This window comes from Desulfocapsa sulfexigens DSM 10523, assembly GCF_000341395.1.
Taxonomy (GTDB): domain Bacteria; phylum Desulfobacterota; class Desulfobulbia; order Desulfobulbales; family Desulfocapsaceae; genus Desulfocapsa; species Desulfocapsa sulfexigens.
In genome coordinates this window covers 2,604,543-2,621,879 of sequence record NC_020304.1, presented here as the reverse complement: position 1 = coordinate 2,621,879, position 17,337 = coordinate 2,604,543, and the positions used below count along the sequence as shown (strand labels likewise).

16 protein-coding genes are annotated in these 17,337 nt (G+C 46.9%); 10 read left to right on the top strand and 6 right to left on the bottom strand.

Going from position 1 to position 17,337, the window contains the following annotated elements; translation table 11 throughout:
• The first annotated feature begins 48 nt into the window (after positions 1 to 48).
• From ppsA to UWK_RS11680, 4 genes are all read left to right on the top strand, one after another.
• Complete coding sequence (ppsA, locus tag UWK_RS11695; RefSeq protein ID WP_015404583.1) at positions 49 to 2,490, top strand: phosphoenolpyruvate synthase; 2,442 nt, start codon at positions 49 to 51, stop codon at positions 2,488 to 2,490.
• Positions 2,491 to 2,530: 40 nt separating this feature from the next.
• Complete coding sequence (locus UWK_RS11690; protein ID WP_015404582.1) at positions 2,531 to 4,024, top strand: MBOAT family O-acyltransferase; 1,494 nt, start codon at positions 2,531 to 2,533, stop codon at positions 4,022 to 4,024.
• Positions 4,025 to 4,028: 4 nt separating this feature from the next.
• A complete protein-coding gene (locus tag UWK_RS11685; RefSeq protein WP_015404581.1) occupies positions 4,029 to 5,216 on the top strand; it encodes an alginate O-acetyltransferase AlgX-related protein in 1,188 nt (395 codons plus the stop codon).
• Positions 5,217 to 5,571: 355 nt separating this feature from the next.
• Positions 5,572 to 7,158, top strand: coding sequence for an OFA family MFS transporter (locus UWK_RS11680; RefSeq protein WP_015404580.1), 1,587 nt, complete (start codon positions 5,572 to 5,574; stop codon positions 7,156 to 7,158).
• Positions 7,159 to 7,161: 3 nt separating this feature from the next.
• Here UWK_RS11680 and UWK_RS11675 read toward each other — a convergent pair whose 3' ends face one another.
• From UWK_RS11675 to UWK_RS11670, 3 genes are read right to left on the bottom strand one after another with little or no spacing between them, the layout of a single operon-like run.
• On the bottom strand, positions 7,162 to 8,250 hold the full coding sequence (locus tag UWK_RS11675; RefSeq protein WP_015404579.1) for a mechanosensitive ion channel family protein: 1,089 nt from the start codon (positions 8,248 to 8,250) through the stop codon (positions 7,162 to 7,164).
• 12 nt (positions 8,251 to 8,262) lie between these two features.
• Positions 8,263 to 8,439 carry a Trm112 family protein gene (locus UWK_RS19440; protein ID WP_015404578.1) on the bottom strand — a complete coding sequence of 59 codons (177 nt, stop codon included), beginning with the start codon at positions 8,437 to 8,439 and terminating at the stop codon, positions 8,263 to 8,265.
• 51 nt (positions 8,440 to 8,490) lie between these two features.
• Complete coding sequence (locus tag UWK_RS11670; RefSeq protein ID WP_015404577.1) at positions 8,491 to 8,928, bottom strand: MORN repeat-containing protein; 438 nt, start codon at positions 8,926 to 8,928, stop codon at positions 8,491 to 8,493.
• 176 nt (positions 8,929 to 9,104) lie between these two features.
• Here UWK_RS11670 and proC point away from each other — a divergent pair, with 176 nt between their 5' ends.
• Together proC and UWK_RS11660 are read left to right on the top strand one after the other, a co-directional pair.
• Positions 9,105 to 9,920 carry a pyrroline-5-carboxylate reductase gene (proC, locus tag UWK_RS11665; RefSeq protein WP_015404576.1) on the top strand — a complete coding sequence of 272 codons (816 nt, stop codon included), beginning with the start codon at positions 9,105 to 9,107 and terminating at the stop codon, positions 9,918 to 9,920.
• 1 nt (position 9,921) lies between these two features.
• Positions 9,922 to 10,776, top strand: a complete 855-nt coding sequence (locus UWK_RS11660) for an NAD(+)/NADH kinase (protein WP_015404575.1) — start codon at positions 9,922 to 9,924, stop codon at positions 10,774 to 10,776.
• A gap of 27 nt (positions 10,777 to 10,803) precedes the next feature.
• On the opposite strand, the gene UWK_RS11655 is transcribed toward UWK_RS11660, so the two are convergent.
• Positions 10,804 to 12,195, bottom strand: a complete 1,392-nt coding sequence (locus UWK_RS11655) for a sigma-54-dependent transcriptional regulator (RefSeq protein ID WP_015404574.1) — start codon at positions 12,193 to 12,195, stop codon at positions 10,804 to 10,806.
• Between the two features lie 23 nt (positions 12,196 to 12,218).
• The gene (locus UWK_RS11650) at positions 12,219 to 13,226 is read right to left on the bottom strand and encodes a PHP domain-containing protein (protein ID WP_153304895.1); all 1,008 of its coding nucleotides are present in this window, start codon (positions 13,224 to 13,226) and stop codon (positions 12,219 to 12,221) included.
• 64 nt (positions 13,227 to 13,290) lie between these two features.
• Here UWK_RS11650 and trxA point away from each other — a divergent pair, with 64 nt between their 5' ends.
• The 4 genes from trxA (at position 13,291) to UWK_RS11625 (ending at position 16,703) form a co-directional block, all read left to right on the top strand.
• Complete coding sequence (trxA, locus tag UWK_RS11645) at positions 13,291 to 13,731, top strand: thioredoxin (RefSeq protein ID WP_015404572.1); 441 nt, start codon at positions 13,291 to 13,293, stop codon at positions 13,729 to 13,731.
• 108 nt (positions 13,732 to 13,839) lie between these two features.
• Positions 13,840 to 14,511, top strand: coding sequence for a hypothetical protein (locus UWK_RS11640; protein WP_015404571.1), 672 nt, complete (start codon positions 13,840 to 13,842; stop codon positions 14,509 to 14,511).
• Between the two features lie 11 nt (positions 14,512 to 14,522).
• Positions 14,523 to 15,149, top strand: a complete 627-nt coding sequence (locus tag UWK_RS11635; protein ID WP_015404570.1) for a FlgO family outer membrane protein — start codon at positions 14,523 to 14,525, stop codon at positions 15,147 to 15,149.
• Between the two features lie 636 nt (positions 15,150 to 15,785).
• Positions 15,786 to 16,703 carry a L,D-transpeptidase family protein gene (locus tag UWK_RS11625; protein WP_153304894.1) on the top strand — a complete coding sequence of 306 codons (918 nt, stop codon included), beginning with the start codon at positions 15,786 to 15,788 and terminating at the stop codon, positions 16,701 to 16,703.
• On the opposite strand, the gene UWK_RS11620 is transcribed toward UWK_RS11625, so the two are convergent.
• Complete coding sequence (locus tag UWK_RS11620; protein ID WP_015404568.1) at positions 16,663 to 17,322, bottom strand: Crp/Fnr family transcriptional regulator; 660 nt, start codon at positions 17,320 to 17,322, stop codon at positions 16,663 to 16,665. The genes UWK_RS11625 and UWK_RS11620 overlap by 41 nt on opposite strands.
• Positions 17,323 to 17,337: the final 15 nt, after the last annotated feature.

Below are 17,337 nucleotides of genomic sequence, written 5' to 3'. Positions count from 1 at the left end.
ATTATCGGACGTGTCCTTTCAATCATTACTTTAGCAGGAGAAATAACGATGGCCAAAAGTCACGACGAAGAATTGATCCTATGGTTTGACGATATCGGCATTGAAGATGTCCCTCTGGTTGGTGGGAAAAACGCATCACTGGGTGAAATGTATCAGCATCTCACAGCAAAAGGTGTTGCTGTTCCCCATGGATTTGCCATCACCGCATACGCCTACCGCTACCTTCTAAAGGCTGCAGGTGTCGAGCAGGAGATCCGCGACGTTCTCGCTGATCTTGATATTGAGGATATGGCGAACCTTGCTGAGCGTGGGGAAAAATGCCGTAATATTATTCGTCATGCCGAATTTCCGGATGATCTTCGTGAAGCCATCATCAAGGCCTACAAAGTGATGGAAGGGCAGTATGGTGAAAACTGTGATGTTGCTGTTCGCTCATCTGCAACCGCAGAAGATCTTCCCGATGCCTCCTTTGCCGGTCAGCAGGAGACATACCTGAACATTCACGGCTACGACGCAATCATCGATAACTGCCGTAAGTGCTTTGCATCCCTTTTCACCAACCGCGCCATATCGTATCGCCAGCATCAGGGATTTGGTCAGTTTGATGTCTATCTTTCAATTACTGTTCAGAAGATGGTTCGTTCCGACTCTGCCTCTTCCGGCGTCTTGTTTACCATCGATACCGAATCGGGCTTCAAAGATGCCTGTTTTATCACCGGCGCCTGGGGTCTTGGAGAAAACGTGGTCCAGGGTGCAGTTAATCCCGATGAATACTATGTTTACAAACCTAAACTGAAAGAAGGCAAACGACCAATTGTTGGCAAGAAAGTTGGCTCCAAAGAGATCAAAATGATCTATGACAACGATCCTACCACTGCTGAGCCCGTAAGAAACATTGCCACCACCATAGAAGAACGTAAAGCTTACGTAATCAGTGATGATGAGATTCTTAAACTTGCCGAATGGGCCTGTATCATCGAAGATCATTACGGAAAAGGAATGGACATCGAGTGGGCCAAGGATGGTGACGGTGTTACTGTGGGAACAGGTGATCTTTTCATCGTTCAGGCTCGTCCCGAAACTGTTCACTCCCAGGCCGGCACAGGCATGATGGAAACCTATAAGCTACTGGAAAAAGGAAAGGTCCTTGTTGAAGGCCTGGCTGTTGGTTCAAAGATCGGTCAGGGTGTTGCTCACTGTATTAATGATGTAAAGGATATCGGAACCTTCAGAAAGGGTGAAGTCCTGGTCACCGACATGACCGACCCCGACTGGGAACCCATCATGAAAATTGCCGGGGCAATCATTACTAACCGCGGTGGCCGTACCTGTCATGCTGCAATTATTTCCCGCGAGCTTGGCATTCCATGCGTCATCGGAACCGGAGATGCCACAGAACACATCAAAACCGGCATGGAAATCACCGCATCCTCTGCTGAAGGTGAAACCGGCTATGTTTACGAAGGTTTGCTCAAGTTTGAAATCGACAAACAGGATCTTGGCAACCTGCCCGCCACCAAGACAAAAATAATGATGAACCTGGCTATTCCTGAAAAAGCCTTCACCGAATGTCAGATTCCTAATGATGGTGTCGGTCTTGCCCGTGAAGAGTTTATCATCAACTCTCACATCGGTCTGCATCCTCTGGCACTGTATAATTACGAAGAGCTGAAAAAATCCGACGATCCCGTGAAAAAGGACATCATTGCCAAGATTGATGCCAAAACAGGAGCATACAGCGACAAGCGTCAGTTCTTTATTGATAAGGTGGCTGAAGGTGTCGGCCGTATCGCTGCTGCATTCTACCCCAATGACGTTATTGTCCGTCTCTCTGATTTCAAGAGTAACGAATACGCAAACCTTGCTGGTGGTACCCTGTACGAGCCGAATGAAGAAAACCCGATGATTGGATGGCGTGGTGCCTCCCGCTACTATGACCCCAAATACCGGCCTGCATTCGAGCTTGAATGTGCTGGCCTGTTAAAGGCCCGTAACGATATGGGTCTGGACAACATCAAACTGATGGTTCCATTCTGCCGTACTCCTAAAGAGGGTAAGAAAGTAATCGAGGTTATGAGAGATTGTGGCCTGGTTCAGGGAGAGAATGGCCTTGAGGTTTACGTTATGTGCGAAATCCCAAGTAACGTTATCTCTGCTGATGCCTTTGCCGATATATTTGATGGTTTCTCAATCGGATCCAATGATCTAACCCAGCTCACCTTCGGACTCGACCGTGACTCCGGTCTTATCGCTGGTATTGCTGATGAACGTGACGATGCTGTGAAAGACATGATCCGCATGGTTATCGCCACCGCCAAACGACGTAAGAAGAAGATCGGAATCTGCGGTCAGGGTCCATCTGATTTCCCTGACTTTGCCACCTTCCTGGTTGAGCTTGGAATTGACTCCATGTCTCTTATTCCAAACACTGCCATCAAGACTCGTATGGCTGTACATGAGAAGGAAAAAGAGATGGGCGTCGCACCCTGATCATCTTTTCACAGGTTAAATAAAAACAGGAAGGGGCAAGGTGATAGCATCACCTTGCCCCTTCCCGTTTGAAGGCCCCACAAAATATCTATCCATGATATTCAGCTCCGTTACCTTTCTTTTCCTCTTTCTGCCCATTGTTATTGCCGGCAGCTTCTGTGCTGGAAAACCATACCGGAATTATTTTCTTTTTGCTTCAAGTCTGCTGTTTTATGCCTGGGGAGAGGGTGGCTATACCCTTCTGCTCCTTCTTTCCATTTGCATGACCTATTTTCTTGGCCGTGAAATTGAACGGTCCTCTGGAAAAAACAAAACACTGCTCCTGGGACTTGGTATCCTTTGTAACCTTCTCCCCCTCTTTATATTTAAATACCTCCACTTTACTCTTGCCACCCTTGCTCCTCTGTTTTTCGCCACCGGTCACGACTCATGGCAGATGACAAACATTCACCTCCCTGCAGGGATCTCTTTTTTTACCTTTCAGGCAATTTCGTACCTCATAGATGTATACCGGTGTGTAGCTCCTGCCGAAAAACGTCTATTGAATTGTGGATTATACATTTCCATGTTTCCGCAACTCATTGCCGGCCCCATCGTCCGCTACCACGACATAGCCCACCAGTTACGTGAACGCACTGTGAACAGAGCCGGATTTGCTGCAGGCACTGAACGTTTCACATTCGGACTGGCCAAGAAAATCCTCCTCGCCGACCCCCTTGGCGTAAAAGCGGACCAGCTATTCAACCTGCCCTTCCATGAGCTCAGCACCGGAGACGCCTGGCTTGGGGCAAGCTGTTTTACCCTACAGATTTATTACGATTTTTCCGGATATTCCGACATGGCCATCGGCCTTGGAAAGATGTTTGGTTTTCGCCTGCCTGAAAACTTCAATTATCCCTACATCTCACGCTCCATGAGAGAATTCTGGAAACGCTGGCACATTTCATTATCCACCTGGTTACGTGATTATTTATATATACCTCTGGGGGGCAGCAGAAAAGGGGCGGGAAGAACAATGGCAAATCTCCTCATTGTTTTCCTTCTTTGCGGTCTCTGGCACGGTGCAAACTGGACCTTTGTTGTCTGGGGGCTCTGGCATGGGCTGTTCCTGGTACTGGAACGAGTTGTTCCGCTCAACCAAAAGAAGATCTGGCATCACATTCCAGGATGGCTCTATACAACAACGGTTGTAATGGTTGGCTGGGTTATCTTCAGAAGCCCCTCTCTTACTTTTGCCTGGGAGTTTCTTCGGGTTATGGCAGGCGGGCAAACAACAACCGAAGGCTCAATAATTTCACTCCTCACTACCGATACACTTCTGTTCACCCAACTCCTTTTCGCGTTCTTCTTTGCCTTTCCCACATATTCACTTGGCTCAAGACGTATGCAAAAGCTACTCGAATGGAAACCAACTCTTCTTACGACGAGTTTTCTGGCCACAGGGCGACTAAGCCTGTTCACAGCACTCCTCTATTTTATTTTTATCAGTGTTGCCGCCCAGGCATACCACCCCTTTCTCTACTTTCAATTTTAAGACAATGACCCAAAATCCGATAGTTTCAAAGCTTGTTGATTTTCTGATCATTGCTCTCTTCCTTGGAGCCCTGCTGAGCCCTTCTGTCCTGTGGCTGGTTGAGAAAGATGTTTTTTATTCAGATGTGGAAAAAAGGACATTACAGTCTTTTCCCAAGATAGACAGCCTGCACTCAATCAGCACATTCACCCGCTCTTTCGACTCCTACTTTCAGGATCATTTTGGCCTGCGCGAATGGTTGATTCACCGCTACCAGCGTGAAGCACAAAAACGTTTTGGCATAAGTGGCGTAGCCGATGTTGTCGAAGGGAATGATGGCTGGCTCTACCTCTCATCTGGTAATATTCTGAATGACCTTAAAGGAAAAATTCAATTCTCAGAAAAGGAAAAAAAGGTATTCTGGCATCATTTAATCGAGCAGGAAAAGTGGTTAAAAGAATTGGGGATCGCCTACATTTTCCTGGTTGCTCCCAATAAACAGACGATCTACCCGGAGTACCTTCCAGAACATTACCAGTCTTCTCTAAAACCAAGCCGTCTTGACAGACTCCTTGCGAAAAAACCTGACCACGGAGGAGAGAATCTGCTTGATGTCAGATCGCGCCTGCAACGGGAAAAAGACCAAACTCAGCTATACTTTAAAAGCGACACCCATTGGAATGCCCATGGCGCATTCCTTGCCTACCAGGCAGTAATGGAACGGAGCCAAATCGTCTTTCCCGAAATCCAGGCACTAAAAAACATCCATTTAAAACCTCATTGGGCAGATATGTCCGATGGAGACCTGGCGGTAATGATGGGTGGAAAGGATACCATAAGAGAACAACGTCCCGTACTTGACACCAGCGACTTCACTGCAACACCAATGAAACTGAGTAAAGAGACTGCAGATATCATCCCTTCACCACTACTGCAGACCTTGCACACCATAAAAAAAGACAGACCACTACGTGTTCTTGTTCTGCATGACTCCTTCTTTAATATTCTCAAACCCTATATCTCTGAAAGCTTTGGAGAAGTCTTATATGTAACGCGCTATAGAAATGGTGCAACAATGCAATTATTCAATCAAAGCACTCTCCAAGACCTGGTGGCTCTCTACAAACCCGACATTGTAATTGAAGAACTCGTTGAGAGAAACCTGCAGCGTTTCCTCCCGGCAATAGCGGAGGGTGATCAAAAAAACAACTGACTTTCCAGGCATTTGGCAGTACCCGACAAGGAATCAGACAAAACACAGGAGGGACTTCCTCAAATCCTAGAATCAGGGTGAATAAAAATATTTCATTATCTTTTTCTTTATCAGTGTGAGAGGATAAATGTACCTGATTATCACTAATCCTCAGCCTACCCGCCTGAGGAGGAGTTTTTTCGTGTTGATTATACGGGCATCTGCGGCCTGGACGGCCACAGCAGAGCCCCCAGGGATGGGTTTATGGCGTCCCATATAATTGACACGTAACAACTCCGGGTTGCAAAGCTGAGTTTAGATGGTAATCAGGTAAATGTATGGCAATCATACTCTAATCCTGACTGGAGGAAGATCCATGGAAACTCACTGCACCGTTGCTTCAGCTGGCAAAGGAAAACGTTTTCAGGTTTTGATTGGAGCAATCCTGGTTCAACTTATACTCGGTACGGTCTACGGCTACTCTATATTCTGGGAGCCACTGACCTCCAACATTTTTCCACCCATCATCACAGAAGCGCAGCAAACATTTCAAATCAATGACGGGACTTTTGTAGAAGACACCATTGTTGTTGCAGACACCACCGCAGTCAAGATAGAGCTGGCAAAGCAGCAGGGCATACTAAAATATGCCTTCTCAATCTGTATTTTAAGCTTTGCTGCCGTCATGGTCATTGCGGGACGGGTTCAGGATATTCAGGGTCCAAGAGTTCCCGCAATTATCGGTGGACTTCTGATGGGTAGCGGTTTCATCTATGCCGGTCTGATGACAAACGCCATTGTTTTTTACCTGGCCCATGCCTTTTTCGCAGGTATTGTAACATTGCTCATCCTTATGCTTTTTCACACTTTTTTTGGTCACGCCCATGAGGAATCGGTTATAGTCCGTTACGCTCCCATGGGTATAATGACCACCTGCATTGTTGCCAGTGTCATGCTCGGAAACCAGTACGTCGGCAAGGTTGCAGAAATGGACAGGCTTCTTCTGCTGTGGGGGACTATCGGTTTTATGGCCGGGGCCGGAATCGGCTTTGCCTATGTCTGTCCCATTGCAGCTTTGATGAAATGGTTCCCGGATCACAAAGGTTTGGTAAGTGGCATTGCTGTTGCCGGATTTGGTCTTGGCGCCTATCTCTTCAGCCAGAAATGGGGAGCACTTGGCTATATCGGGAAACAGGGAATATTTCCCTTCTTTATTATACACGGGATTATCTGTATAGTCGGCGTTACTGCCGGTGCACTTCTTCTTTCCAACCCTCCATCAACACACCCCGCAGCAAAAAAAACTGCTTTGGCAGATTCAAAATGGCAGCAAACTCTTAAAGATCCCGCGTTTTATCTCCTCTGGTTGATGTTTTTCAGTGGTGCCATGGCAGGACTCATGGTCATTGGAATTATCAAAGTCTTTGCCGGAGAACAACTGGTAAGTGCGGCCATGGAGACGGGAGCTGCCTTAAATGCTTCTGAAATAAGCGCGTTAATGTTGAAAGGCTCTCTGGCGGTTGGCCTACTGGCAATATTTAACGCAGTTGGCAGGATAGTCTGGGGGTTTATCTCAGATCGGATTGGCCGTACCGCTGCTTTTGTTGCTATGTTTCTTCTTCAGGCAGGCATTATGTTTTTCCTCGCTGGAATGAAGACAGAGGCATCGCTGAGCATTGGCGCCGCATTGGTCGGGTTTAATTTTGGGGGAAATTTCGCCCTGTTCCCTTCCGCCACCGCAGACTTTTTTGGCGCCAAAAACCTTGGTGCCAATTATGGCTGGGTTTTTACGTCCTATGGAATTGCCGGGGTGGTCGGCATTGCAGCTGGAAATTTTGCAAAAGTTATGACTGGCAGCTATGCTGCGGCATTCACCCTTGCCGCAATTCTCTGCCTGCTCTCCGCAGGACTTGCAATAGTCTTACAGGTCCTGCAGAAAAAGAAAGCAGCGATTGAGGGATAAGTTTCAACTCTCTACTTTCTGCTCCCTGAGATACACATCACGCTGTGGAAAGGGTATGGACACATTATTCTCGTTAAAGACGCGATATACCTCCTTTAACAGCAGATGGGTCTGTCGCCCTTTTTCCCGGGGGTCTCGAACCCAGAGAAGTAGCTGAAAGTTCACAGCGGAATCCCCGAATGCTCTCAGCCTTACCCGTGGTGCAGGTTGCTTCACCACCTGATTGTTTTCATCGGCAACCCGCAAAAGCAGATTTTCCACCATGTCAAGATCCGTCCCGTAGGCAACACCAATATCGAGACGTATCCTGAATCTCGGTTGGGGTGCAGATTCATTGATGATCTTTGAATTGGCCATAATACCGTTTGGAACAGTAATCATAACATCATCACGAGTCAGAATCTTTGTTGACCGGATACCAACCTCCACGACCTCACCGCGCTCACCGGACTCAATAATAATATACTCACCAACCTTATACGCCCGATCCATAAAAACGGAAATGCCACCAAAAAAATTGGCCAGTGTATCCTTGGCGGCAAGAGCTATGGCGATTCCTACTATTCCCGCTGATGCAAAAAGAGGGGAAAGATTTACCTGCCAGATAAGGAGAATCCACAGGATGGTAAAGAACAGGACAAGAATCCTTGAAACATTTTTAAAAAGAAGGAATATATCAGGATCAATATGCCTCCCTCCAAGTATCCTGCTCGCTGCTTCAAGACTGGTTCTACTGAGACTTCTGGAGAGAGCAGCACACCAGACCATAAGGATAAGTGTTTTACTTCCGTTGGGAATTATCCATGCAGCTGATTGTGGAAGTGCCGGTTCCACCGAGCAGGCATGGAGGACTCCTATAAGAATGACGGTGGCAAGAAAGGGTCTGTGAAAAAAATCGACCAGAAAATCATCGAAATGCATCCTGGTTTTCTTTGCCAGCTTTCGCAGGGAGCGTATAAGCAACAGATCAAAAACCTTTGCAAGTACGGCATAGATACAGACGATGACCAACCTCTCAAGCAGGTCATATTCATGGAGGAGTGGAAATCCACGAAGAAAAGAGTCGAGCTGGGAAAAAAAAGTGAGTTCCATAATAGCTGGTATTTATTCCTTCGGTGCAAGAGGCACTGCCTCATCGATAAGCATCACCGGGATATCATCCCTTATTTCATAAAGCAGGCCGCATTTTTCACACAGGAGTCCATCCTTTGTCTCATTCAACACCACAGCTTCCTTACATTTAGGGCAGGCTAGAATATCCAGTAGTTCCTGACTAATCATTACTCTTTCTCCATGACTACTTGTCCTTTGTTCTTCTAAAACTATTTCTTTTCAATCGAGCAGATCACCATCTTCCCACTCACCTTCCTTCACCTTTCCGTCGGGGTAACTTAAGCGTCCCTGACCATGTTGCATACCATCCAGCCATTCCCCTGTATATTTCCTGCCATCGAGCCAGTCCATGGTTCCCTGGCCATTCATCAGATTATTGGCCCACTCACCCTTATATATTTTCCCGTCAGGAAATTTCATATCCCCTTTTCCACTGCGCTCTCCAGCCTTCATCTCTCCTGTATATTCGCCGCCGTCAGGATAGAGCATGGATCCTCTCCCATCTGGGGCCTTATTGCGTATACTTCCTGTATAGCGTGTCCCATCTGACCACTCATAGGTTCCATCACCATTCACGCAATCACCCTCAACGCAGCCGCCAAAACTCTGACCAGCCAGTATCATCAACGAACAGACAGCCACAAGAATTTTTTTCATTTGCAAACACTCCCAGTAAGAATAATAGAAATATATAATTATTTATCTAAAGAACTACTCTTAGCATGAATTACCAGAGATTTCATCTCGAATAAAAGGCTACCTTTTCCTCTGTAGACTGTTAAACGAAGACGTGGTACATTCCAAAAAATTCTTCAGACTCAAAGGACAACATTATGAAACATACAATTGGATTTATTGGTGGCGGGCAAATGGGTGAAGCCCTGATTCGCGGACTTATTGACTCCGGTCTTTACCAGGCCAATGCGATATCCGTTGCAGAGCCAAACCAAGAACGCCGTACTTATATCTCTGACACTTACGGCATTCAGGGATTTGCCAACAGTGAACAACTCTGGAAAAACTCTGCTACTATACTTCTTGCCGTAAAACCTCAGATCATGGCGAAGGTCCTCGCTGCAAGTAAAGACTTTGTCAGCCCCGACCATCTGATTATCACCATTGCAGCCGGCCTTCCTATCTCCTTCTACGAACAGGCACTTGGGCGTGATGACTGTAAAATCATACGGGTCATGCCAAACACTCCTGCCCTGATTCTCGAAGCCGCATCGGGTTTCAGTGGCAATAAAAACACAGGCCCCGACGACCTGCTCCGTTGTGAGGAAATCCTGAACAAAATCGGAAAATCCGTCCCCCTCGATGAGTCATTACTTGATGCTGTAACCGGACTTTCGGGATCAGGACCCGCCTATGTTTTCACCTTTGCAGATGCCATGATAGACGCGGGAATCAAGGCAGGACTGCCGAGACCCACAGCCGAAACACTTGCCCTCCAAACTATTCTGGGCTCCGTAAAACTTCTCATTGAGAGCAAAAAGCATCCTGCCGAATTACGAGCCATGGTCACATCCCCGGGTGGAACCACGATTGCTGCACAACACATTCTTGAACGCAGCGGATTCAAGGGAATCGTTATGGATGCCATAGAAGCCGCAGTCAACCGCTCCAAAGAGCTCGGGAAAACTGACTGATATGACTCAACTTTCAGAAGCCTTTCGCACAAACCTCACTCTTTCACTCAGGCATGCTGGAATCGTCTTAAAAAAGAACTATTCCCCCGCAGCTGAGCTTGCTCAGAAGATTGCAAAAAAACTGGCAAAACACGGTATTGCGGTTACCATCGACGGCTTCAGTGACGATCTCGATGTCCTTATTGTCGTCGGAGGTGACGGCACTCTTTTGCACGTCGCCGACCAGGCCGCGCGTTACTCCGTTCCGGTGCTTGGAATTAACATGGGATATCTTGGGTTTCTAACGGAGAGAACCGAGGAAGAGGCATTTGCAGCGGTGGATGAGCTGATAGCCGGGGCAGTTACCATTGAAAATCGGATGATGCTGAAGGCATCGCTCAATAAAGACGGCAAAACAGGAAATTCCCGATACGCATTAAACGATGTTGTCATCAATAAAGGAACAACTGACCGGGTTCTTGAGCTTTCAACACGGGCGGATCAGGAATACATCACAACCTATAAGGCAGACGGCCTTATCTTCTCCACCCCCACCGGATCAACGGCGTATAACCTTTCCGCCGGCGGCCCCCTGGTATATCCGGGAGTGGCCACCATGCTGGTAACTCCCATCTGCCCATTTATGCTTGGATCCCGGCCCATGCTGTTGCCCGCACACAGCCGGCTGCGGACATACCTTGAAGCCGGACGTTCCTATAAGGCTCAAATCATTGTTGACGGACAGCCGGTCTGGGACATGGATGAAAAGGACACTCTTGAGATTGAGGCAGCAAAACACTGCCTGCGCCTCATTATTTCTCCGGATCGCGATTATTTTGCAATCCTGCGCAATAAGCTGCATTGGGGCATGAGATGAGAAACCGGGTGACCCCAGATTGCGCCCTCACCCTTTCTTCTTTTTAATTCCATATTTTTTCATTTTATACTGTAACAAACTCTTGGTAATCCCCAACATCTCGGCAGCTCTGGCCTGAACATGCCCGGTCTCATCCAGTGCCTGGTTCAGCATTCTGTCCTCTATGGCATAGAGGACATCATTAAGTCCAGCACCAGGGGGAATGACTTTACTGAGATCAAGATCGCGACCAAAGACCTTCTGTTTGTCATTGCCGAGTGATTCCGGCTGTACATCATCCGCTCTGATTTCATTATCATCACAGAGAATAGCGGCGCGCTCTATTGTATTCTCGAGCTCTCTGACATTTCCCTCCCAGGGAAGACTCACAAGAAGACGCATGGCCTCCTTGGTGATGCTGAGATCTTTTTTTCCAAGACGATCGGTCACAGATTTTACAAAGTAGTTCACCAGCAAGGGAATATCATCCTGACGTTCTCTCAGGGCTGGTAATGCCAGGTGAATGACATTCAGACGATAGTACAGATCTTCGCGGAAATTTCCACTGCTTACTTCTTCCCGTATTTCCCGGTTGGTAGCACTGACTATTCGTACATCAACATGCAATGTATTGGTACCACCGACCCGTTCAAAACATTTTTCCTGAATGGCACGGAGTAGTTTTGCCTGGAGAGCCAGTGGAATCTCTCCGATTTCATCCAGAAAAAGTGTACCACCATCTGCCAGTTCAAAACGTCCCTTACGCATGGCCACAGCACCGGTAAAGGCACCTTTTTCATGTCCAAACAGCTCACTCTCAAGAAGGTTCTCGGCAAGGGCCGCACAGTTTACAGTGATAAAAGGCTTGTCGGCACGAGGGCTGTTATAGTGAATCGCCTTAGCCACCAGTTCCTTACCGGTACCACTCTCCCCGGTAATCAAAACCGAAGATGGTGTGGGGGCCACCTTTTCAATCAACTCGTACATCTGCTGCATATGTCTGCTCTTTCCCACCATTCCGGAATAACCGGTACGCTCCAGCATCTCCTGGCGCAGCCTGCTGTTTTCGCGAAGAAGAGCATAATGGTGAACCGCTTTATTGATATTTACGAGCAATTCATCATTGGAGAACGGTTTGGAGAGATAGTTGTAAGCACCTGCCTGCATTGCAGCAACGGCCTTTTCAACCTCAGCAAAGGCGGTTATCATGATAACCGGCAGGTTGGGGTTGTTCTCTTTGACCTTCTCTAACAGTTGCAGACCGTCCATACCCGGCATCTGCATATCGGTAATAACGAGATCAAGATCGACTTCCGCCACCTGTGCTATACCGTCCGTACCGGAGGAAGCAGTAAAAACTTCAAATCCTTCGTCACGAAGGAGTTCCGAGAGAACTATGAGGTAATTGGGCTCATCATCAACAACAAGTATTGAGTACATAATAGATTCTTTTCTTATATTTATCAGTTAATAGAAGGTTGCCTGCCAAGCCATATTTTCATTTTATCGAGAAGCTCCGGAGGAACATGTACGTTATTGCCACCTGCCAGTCGGGTCCCAGGACGAATGTCTCCGTGATAGTCACTGCCTCCGGTGAGCAGCAGATCATTTTCCTCTGCCAGTATCCTGATTCGTTGCCGCACTTTCTTTTTCTGCGTTGGATAAAATGTTTCAATCCCGGCAAGACCATAGGATTTCAAGACAGGCAGCAGCGTCGAAAGGATTGTAAGAGTTTTATCAACCTGGATGGGATGGGCAAGCACAGCAATTCCTCCGGCACGCACAATAAGACCAATGGCCTCTTCAGCACTGTAAGCAAAGCGTGCCACATACGCCTTTCCATCTTTTTTAAGATACTCATCAAAGGCTTGTGGTACAGACCGCACCAAACCATGTTTCATCAACAATTTGGCAATATGGGGACGACCGGTTTGACCGTAGCCCGAGATCTCCTTTAATTCCGTTACCGTCGCAGGGACACCTAATCCCTGTAACTTGTGAATGATTTTTTCATTGCGCCCATCTCTTGCCTTCTGCAAGACAGAAAGAGCTGCGGTAAGTTCAGGGTGAGCGGGATCCAGGTAATATCCGAGAATATGCAAAGCTTTCTTTTTATGAACAGCGCTCACCTCAAGACCAGGTACCACCTCAATTCCGTATTCCACACCGGCAGTCAGTCCTTCACTCACGCCATCCATTGTGTCGTGATCAGTAATGGAAAGCGCCGAAACCCCACTGCGTAACGCAAGCTGCACCAGTTCCGTCGGACTTTTAGTCCCGTCTGAAAACCAGGAATGGGTATGAAGATCAATGGACATAAAGGGGCAGAAAGAGCTGAACAATTTTTTATAACTTCGTAAAATCAAAGAATAACGCAGTAGACTATATACACTGCTTCCTGTTTGGGCAATAGTGAACTGCTCCGGCAACTTCCGGAAAGCCTGCTCTTGACAGTCCTGTCTTTCATTCACATTTTAGTCATAGCGCATTTTTTTTCTACCCATCATTTTTAAGAAAAAAAGAAAGGAGTATCCCGTGAACAGCCTGATTATCACCTGTCCATCCTGTGGAACAAAGAATAGAATTCCCACCAGCAAGCAGCATCTTTCACCAAAATGCGGCAAGTGTGGCAAACAGATCCCCGTTTCCCCTCAGGCCATTCCAGTGGAACTTGGTGATGCAGATTTTCAAACATTTATTGCAAAATCCTCATTACCCGTCATGGTTGATTTCTATTCGCCCACGTGTGGTCCGTGCAAAGCAATTGCACCTCTTATCACAAAACTATCAAAGGACTATCTCGGTAAAGTTATTATTGCTAAAATTGACACTTCCAGCAACCCTGGAACTGCCATGCATTACAAGATTCGTGGAGTACCAAGCCTTCTGTTTTTCAAAAATGGCAGGATGGTTGATCAGATCGTTGGTGCTCCACCGGAAGCTCAGCTTCGTCAAAAACTCAATGCCATGGGCTAAGAGAAATTGTGCTGCGCAAAATGTTTTTCCTTCAGTTTTCAGCCAATCATCCGATAGAGTTATGTAACTCTTAAAAAAATGATCGACAACAACTAAAGGTATCCCATAATGCGCGTGGTTTCCATCCTTCTTCTGGTATTCTTTCTATGTAGTTGTTCACGTATTCCCCAGCCGGCTTCCTACGCTTATAGCGAACAGCAGAAGATGCAGGCCGCCCACCATTGGGACGTACTGGCAAGCGACGTGGCAAATCAAATCAACAATCGGCTGATTATAACTGATTTTGTTGACAAAGCGGTCTATGTCAAAACCACCTGCGGCGATGATGCGTCCCCCTGTGAACAAGGACAGACCACACAGTTTAACGAAGGATTCCGGGATCTTCTTATAACAAGACTCGTCAATTTCGGTGTTCCGACAAGCCTTGAGAAAAAGGTTTCGGATATTGAAGTTAACTACAAGGTGCAGGTGGTTTATCATGCGAGCAACCGCTACACCTTACCTCCAGGTACGCTGTCCGTAATCACTGCGGCAATCTCAGTTCTCCGCCACGCTCCAAGCACTATTCAAATGCTGGCTCTTGCAGCAGGAATTGACATTGCAAATTCAGCGGGACCTGTGAACGGACATTACGAGGTTATCATCACCACATCCATGGTGGCCGACGAACAATACCTATTCAGAACCTCAGATATTTACTACATTAATGACCCGGATTTCTGGCATTATCAGAATGCCCCAACGGGTAAAACTATTCAGATGGTCTCTACCATCCAATAATATTCCTTTCCATGAAACCTCTCTACCAGATCCTCCTCATTGTGTTGCTTACTCCTCTGCTTTCCAGCTGCTCATCATTAAACTGTACACGTCTGGAGACTCTCCTTGGTGCCGATATTGACCTGATCAATCTGGGGAACAAGATCACCGACGACCTCAGTAGTTCTGCCATGCCTCCATTGCGACCACGACATCCCGAAGACGCAGTTCTCACCTCAACATTCGTGGATCTTGACAACCTGGAGAGCACATCACAGATGGGTCGCTTACTGCAGAGCCACATAGGGGCACGACTGGTCCAGCTCGGCTACACGGTAAAGGAAGTGAATCTCCGCAATACCATGAAAATCACTCCGGCCGATGGGGAAACAATACTTTCGAGGGATCTCTCCCAAATCACCCCAGAGCAGCCGGTTCAGGCAATCCTGGTTGGAACCTATTCGATAAACAACCGTACATTATACATAACGGCAAAACTGATACATCCGGTGAGCAGAAACATCATTTCAGCTCAAAGCTACAAACTCTGCATGGATGATAATCTGCTTGCCATGTTTAATCTGCAGCGACAGACTCATAATCAAGACAACAACATTGACCAGCCATCTGAGTCGTTAATAGATAAAATTTTCTATTAATAACAAATATATGATTTATTGCACCACCTCTGTGTATCGTACCGCAAACCTGCTATCCACTCTGTCCTCCCCTCCCCATTGATATGCTCATAATCCGCTGTGCTGCATGCAGAAAAAAACTCTGGCGATATGACAAGATTGGTCCAGGAGAAGTCCTGCGCTGCCACAAGGATCGTATTACCAAGATGTACAACTCCAGACAAAATGGCCATAAGATCCAATGCCCATGCGGAAAAAATATCGGAATAGATAAGGGGAGCTTTTACACAATGATCACTAAAGCATTCACCTACAAAGGAACAAAGAGAAATTAATCTTACAAAAAAACCATGTTTTTTCTGGACTTTTACTGCTTTTCCTGCTTAAAAAATGCATACAGGTCAATTAAAAACCTAATTACCACTAATCCTCAGCCTACCCGTCTGAGGAGGAGTTGTTTCGTGTTGATTATATGGGCATCTGCGGCCTGGACGGCCGCAGCAGAGCCCCCAGGGATGGGTTTATGGCGTCCCATATAATCAACACGAAACAACTCCGGGTTGCAAAGCTGAGTTTCGATGGTAATCAGGATTAAGAATATGTCACCACTGAGCGGCCGTGTGCTTGGTTTTAAAAATCAATTTGATTATTTTCACAATGCGATTCCCTTTATTGGTACTCACTCTCCTCATTTCACTCATCGTTCTGGCTGCCCAAGGGTTTGCTACAGAAAGTATGATCCCCTCCAGTGACAAATCACAAAACGCATACCGACGAGTAGCCCCTACACTCATCCGGACAATGCAAAAGAAAGGGCTCTCTCTGGGTGATCCGGTTTTTATCAGAATTTTCAAGCAGGAAAAAACTCTGGAGGTATGGATCCGACAGGGACTCACTTACACTCTGTTCAAATCCTACTCCATTTGCCACCATTCAGGGGATATTGGACCAAAGATACGAGAGGGAGACAAACAGAGTCCGGAAGGATTCTATACCGTAGGTGCAGACCAGTTGAATCCAAATTCCAGTTACCACCTTTCCTTCAATCTCGGCTTCCCGAACGAATATGACAGAAGTCATAACCGCACTGGCAGTTTATTGATGATTCATGGCCGCTGTTCTTCTGCTGGCTGTTTTGCCATGACCAATTTTCGCATGGATGAAATCTATGCCATTGTGGAATCAGCCATTATTGCCGGACAGAGTCAGGTACCGGTACATATCTTCCCATTCAAGATGACCCCGAAAAAAATGGCTGCACATAGGAATTCAAAATGGATTGCTTTCTGGGAGAACATCAAGGAGGGGTACGACTACTTTGAGGGACACCATGCGCCCCCGGTGGTCGTAGTTCAGGATAAACGCTATCAATTTATCACATTCCGACCACTGCTCTTTGGTGGCACTCTTCCTCCTCCCGTGCCACGTCTTACAGTTGCTACGATGAAGAGGAGTTTCAAACTCCAGGAGACTCCTGTTCCTTCTGAGACTTCCCCAAAACGACAGCATCAATTGCTTGCAAAGGTTGACAGGACTACTCCTTCTGCTCCAAACCTTCTAGGTCAAGGAGACTGATCATTTTTCCATCCACGCTGATCAACCCCTCTTCACTCATTTTTGCAAATATCCTGGACAGTGTCTCAGGGATTGTTCCAAGCAAACTTGCCAGCTGCCCCTTTGATATCTGCAACTCTACCTGTTTAACATTTCCCTGTTCTTCAGCTACATAGAGAAGGTATCCCGCCAGCCGGGCAGGAACCTCCTTTAAAGAAAGGTTTTCAATCTGAGTCGTAAAACGGCGCAGACGCATGGAAAGGACCGCTAGCATATTCATGACAAGAGAGGGCATGGTATGCACAATGTCCACAAAGGCTTGACGTGAGAAAAAGATCAGGCTTGTCTTTTCAAGAGCTGTTGCATTTGCGGGAAAAGGCTGGCCATGAAAAACCGGAACCTCACCAAAGGGCTCTCCTGGACCAAATATGTGTAATATCTGTTCTTTACCTGAAATGGATGTCTTGAAAATTTTCACCCGGCCGGTTGCCACCATGTAGAAACCGGTTCCTGGATCACCCTCAAAAAAAATTGACTCTCCGCGACCATACTGTTTGATCACAGCAATTTTCTCTATCTCATCCAGATGTTCTGAAGAAAGCCCACCAAACAATTCACTACTTGCTAATATCTCACGCATTCACTACTCTCCATA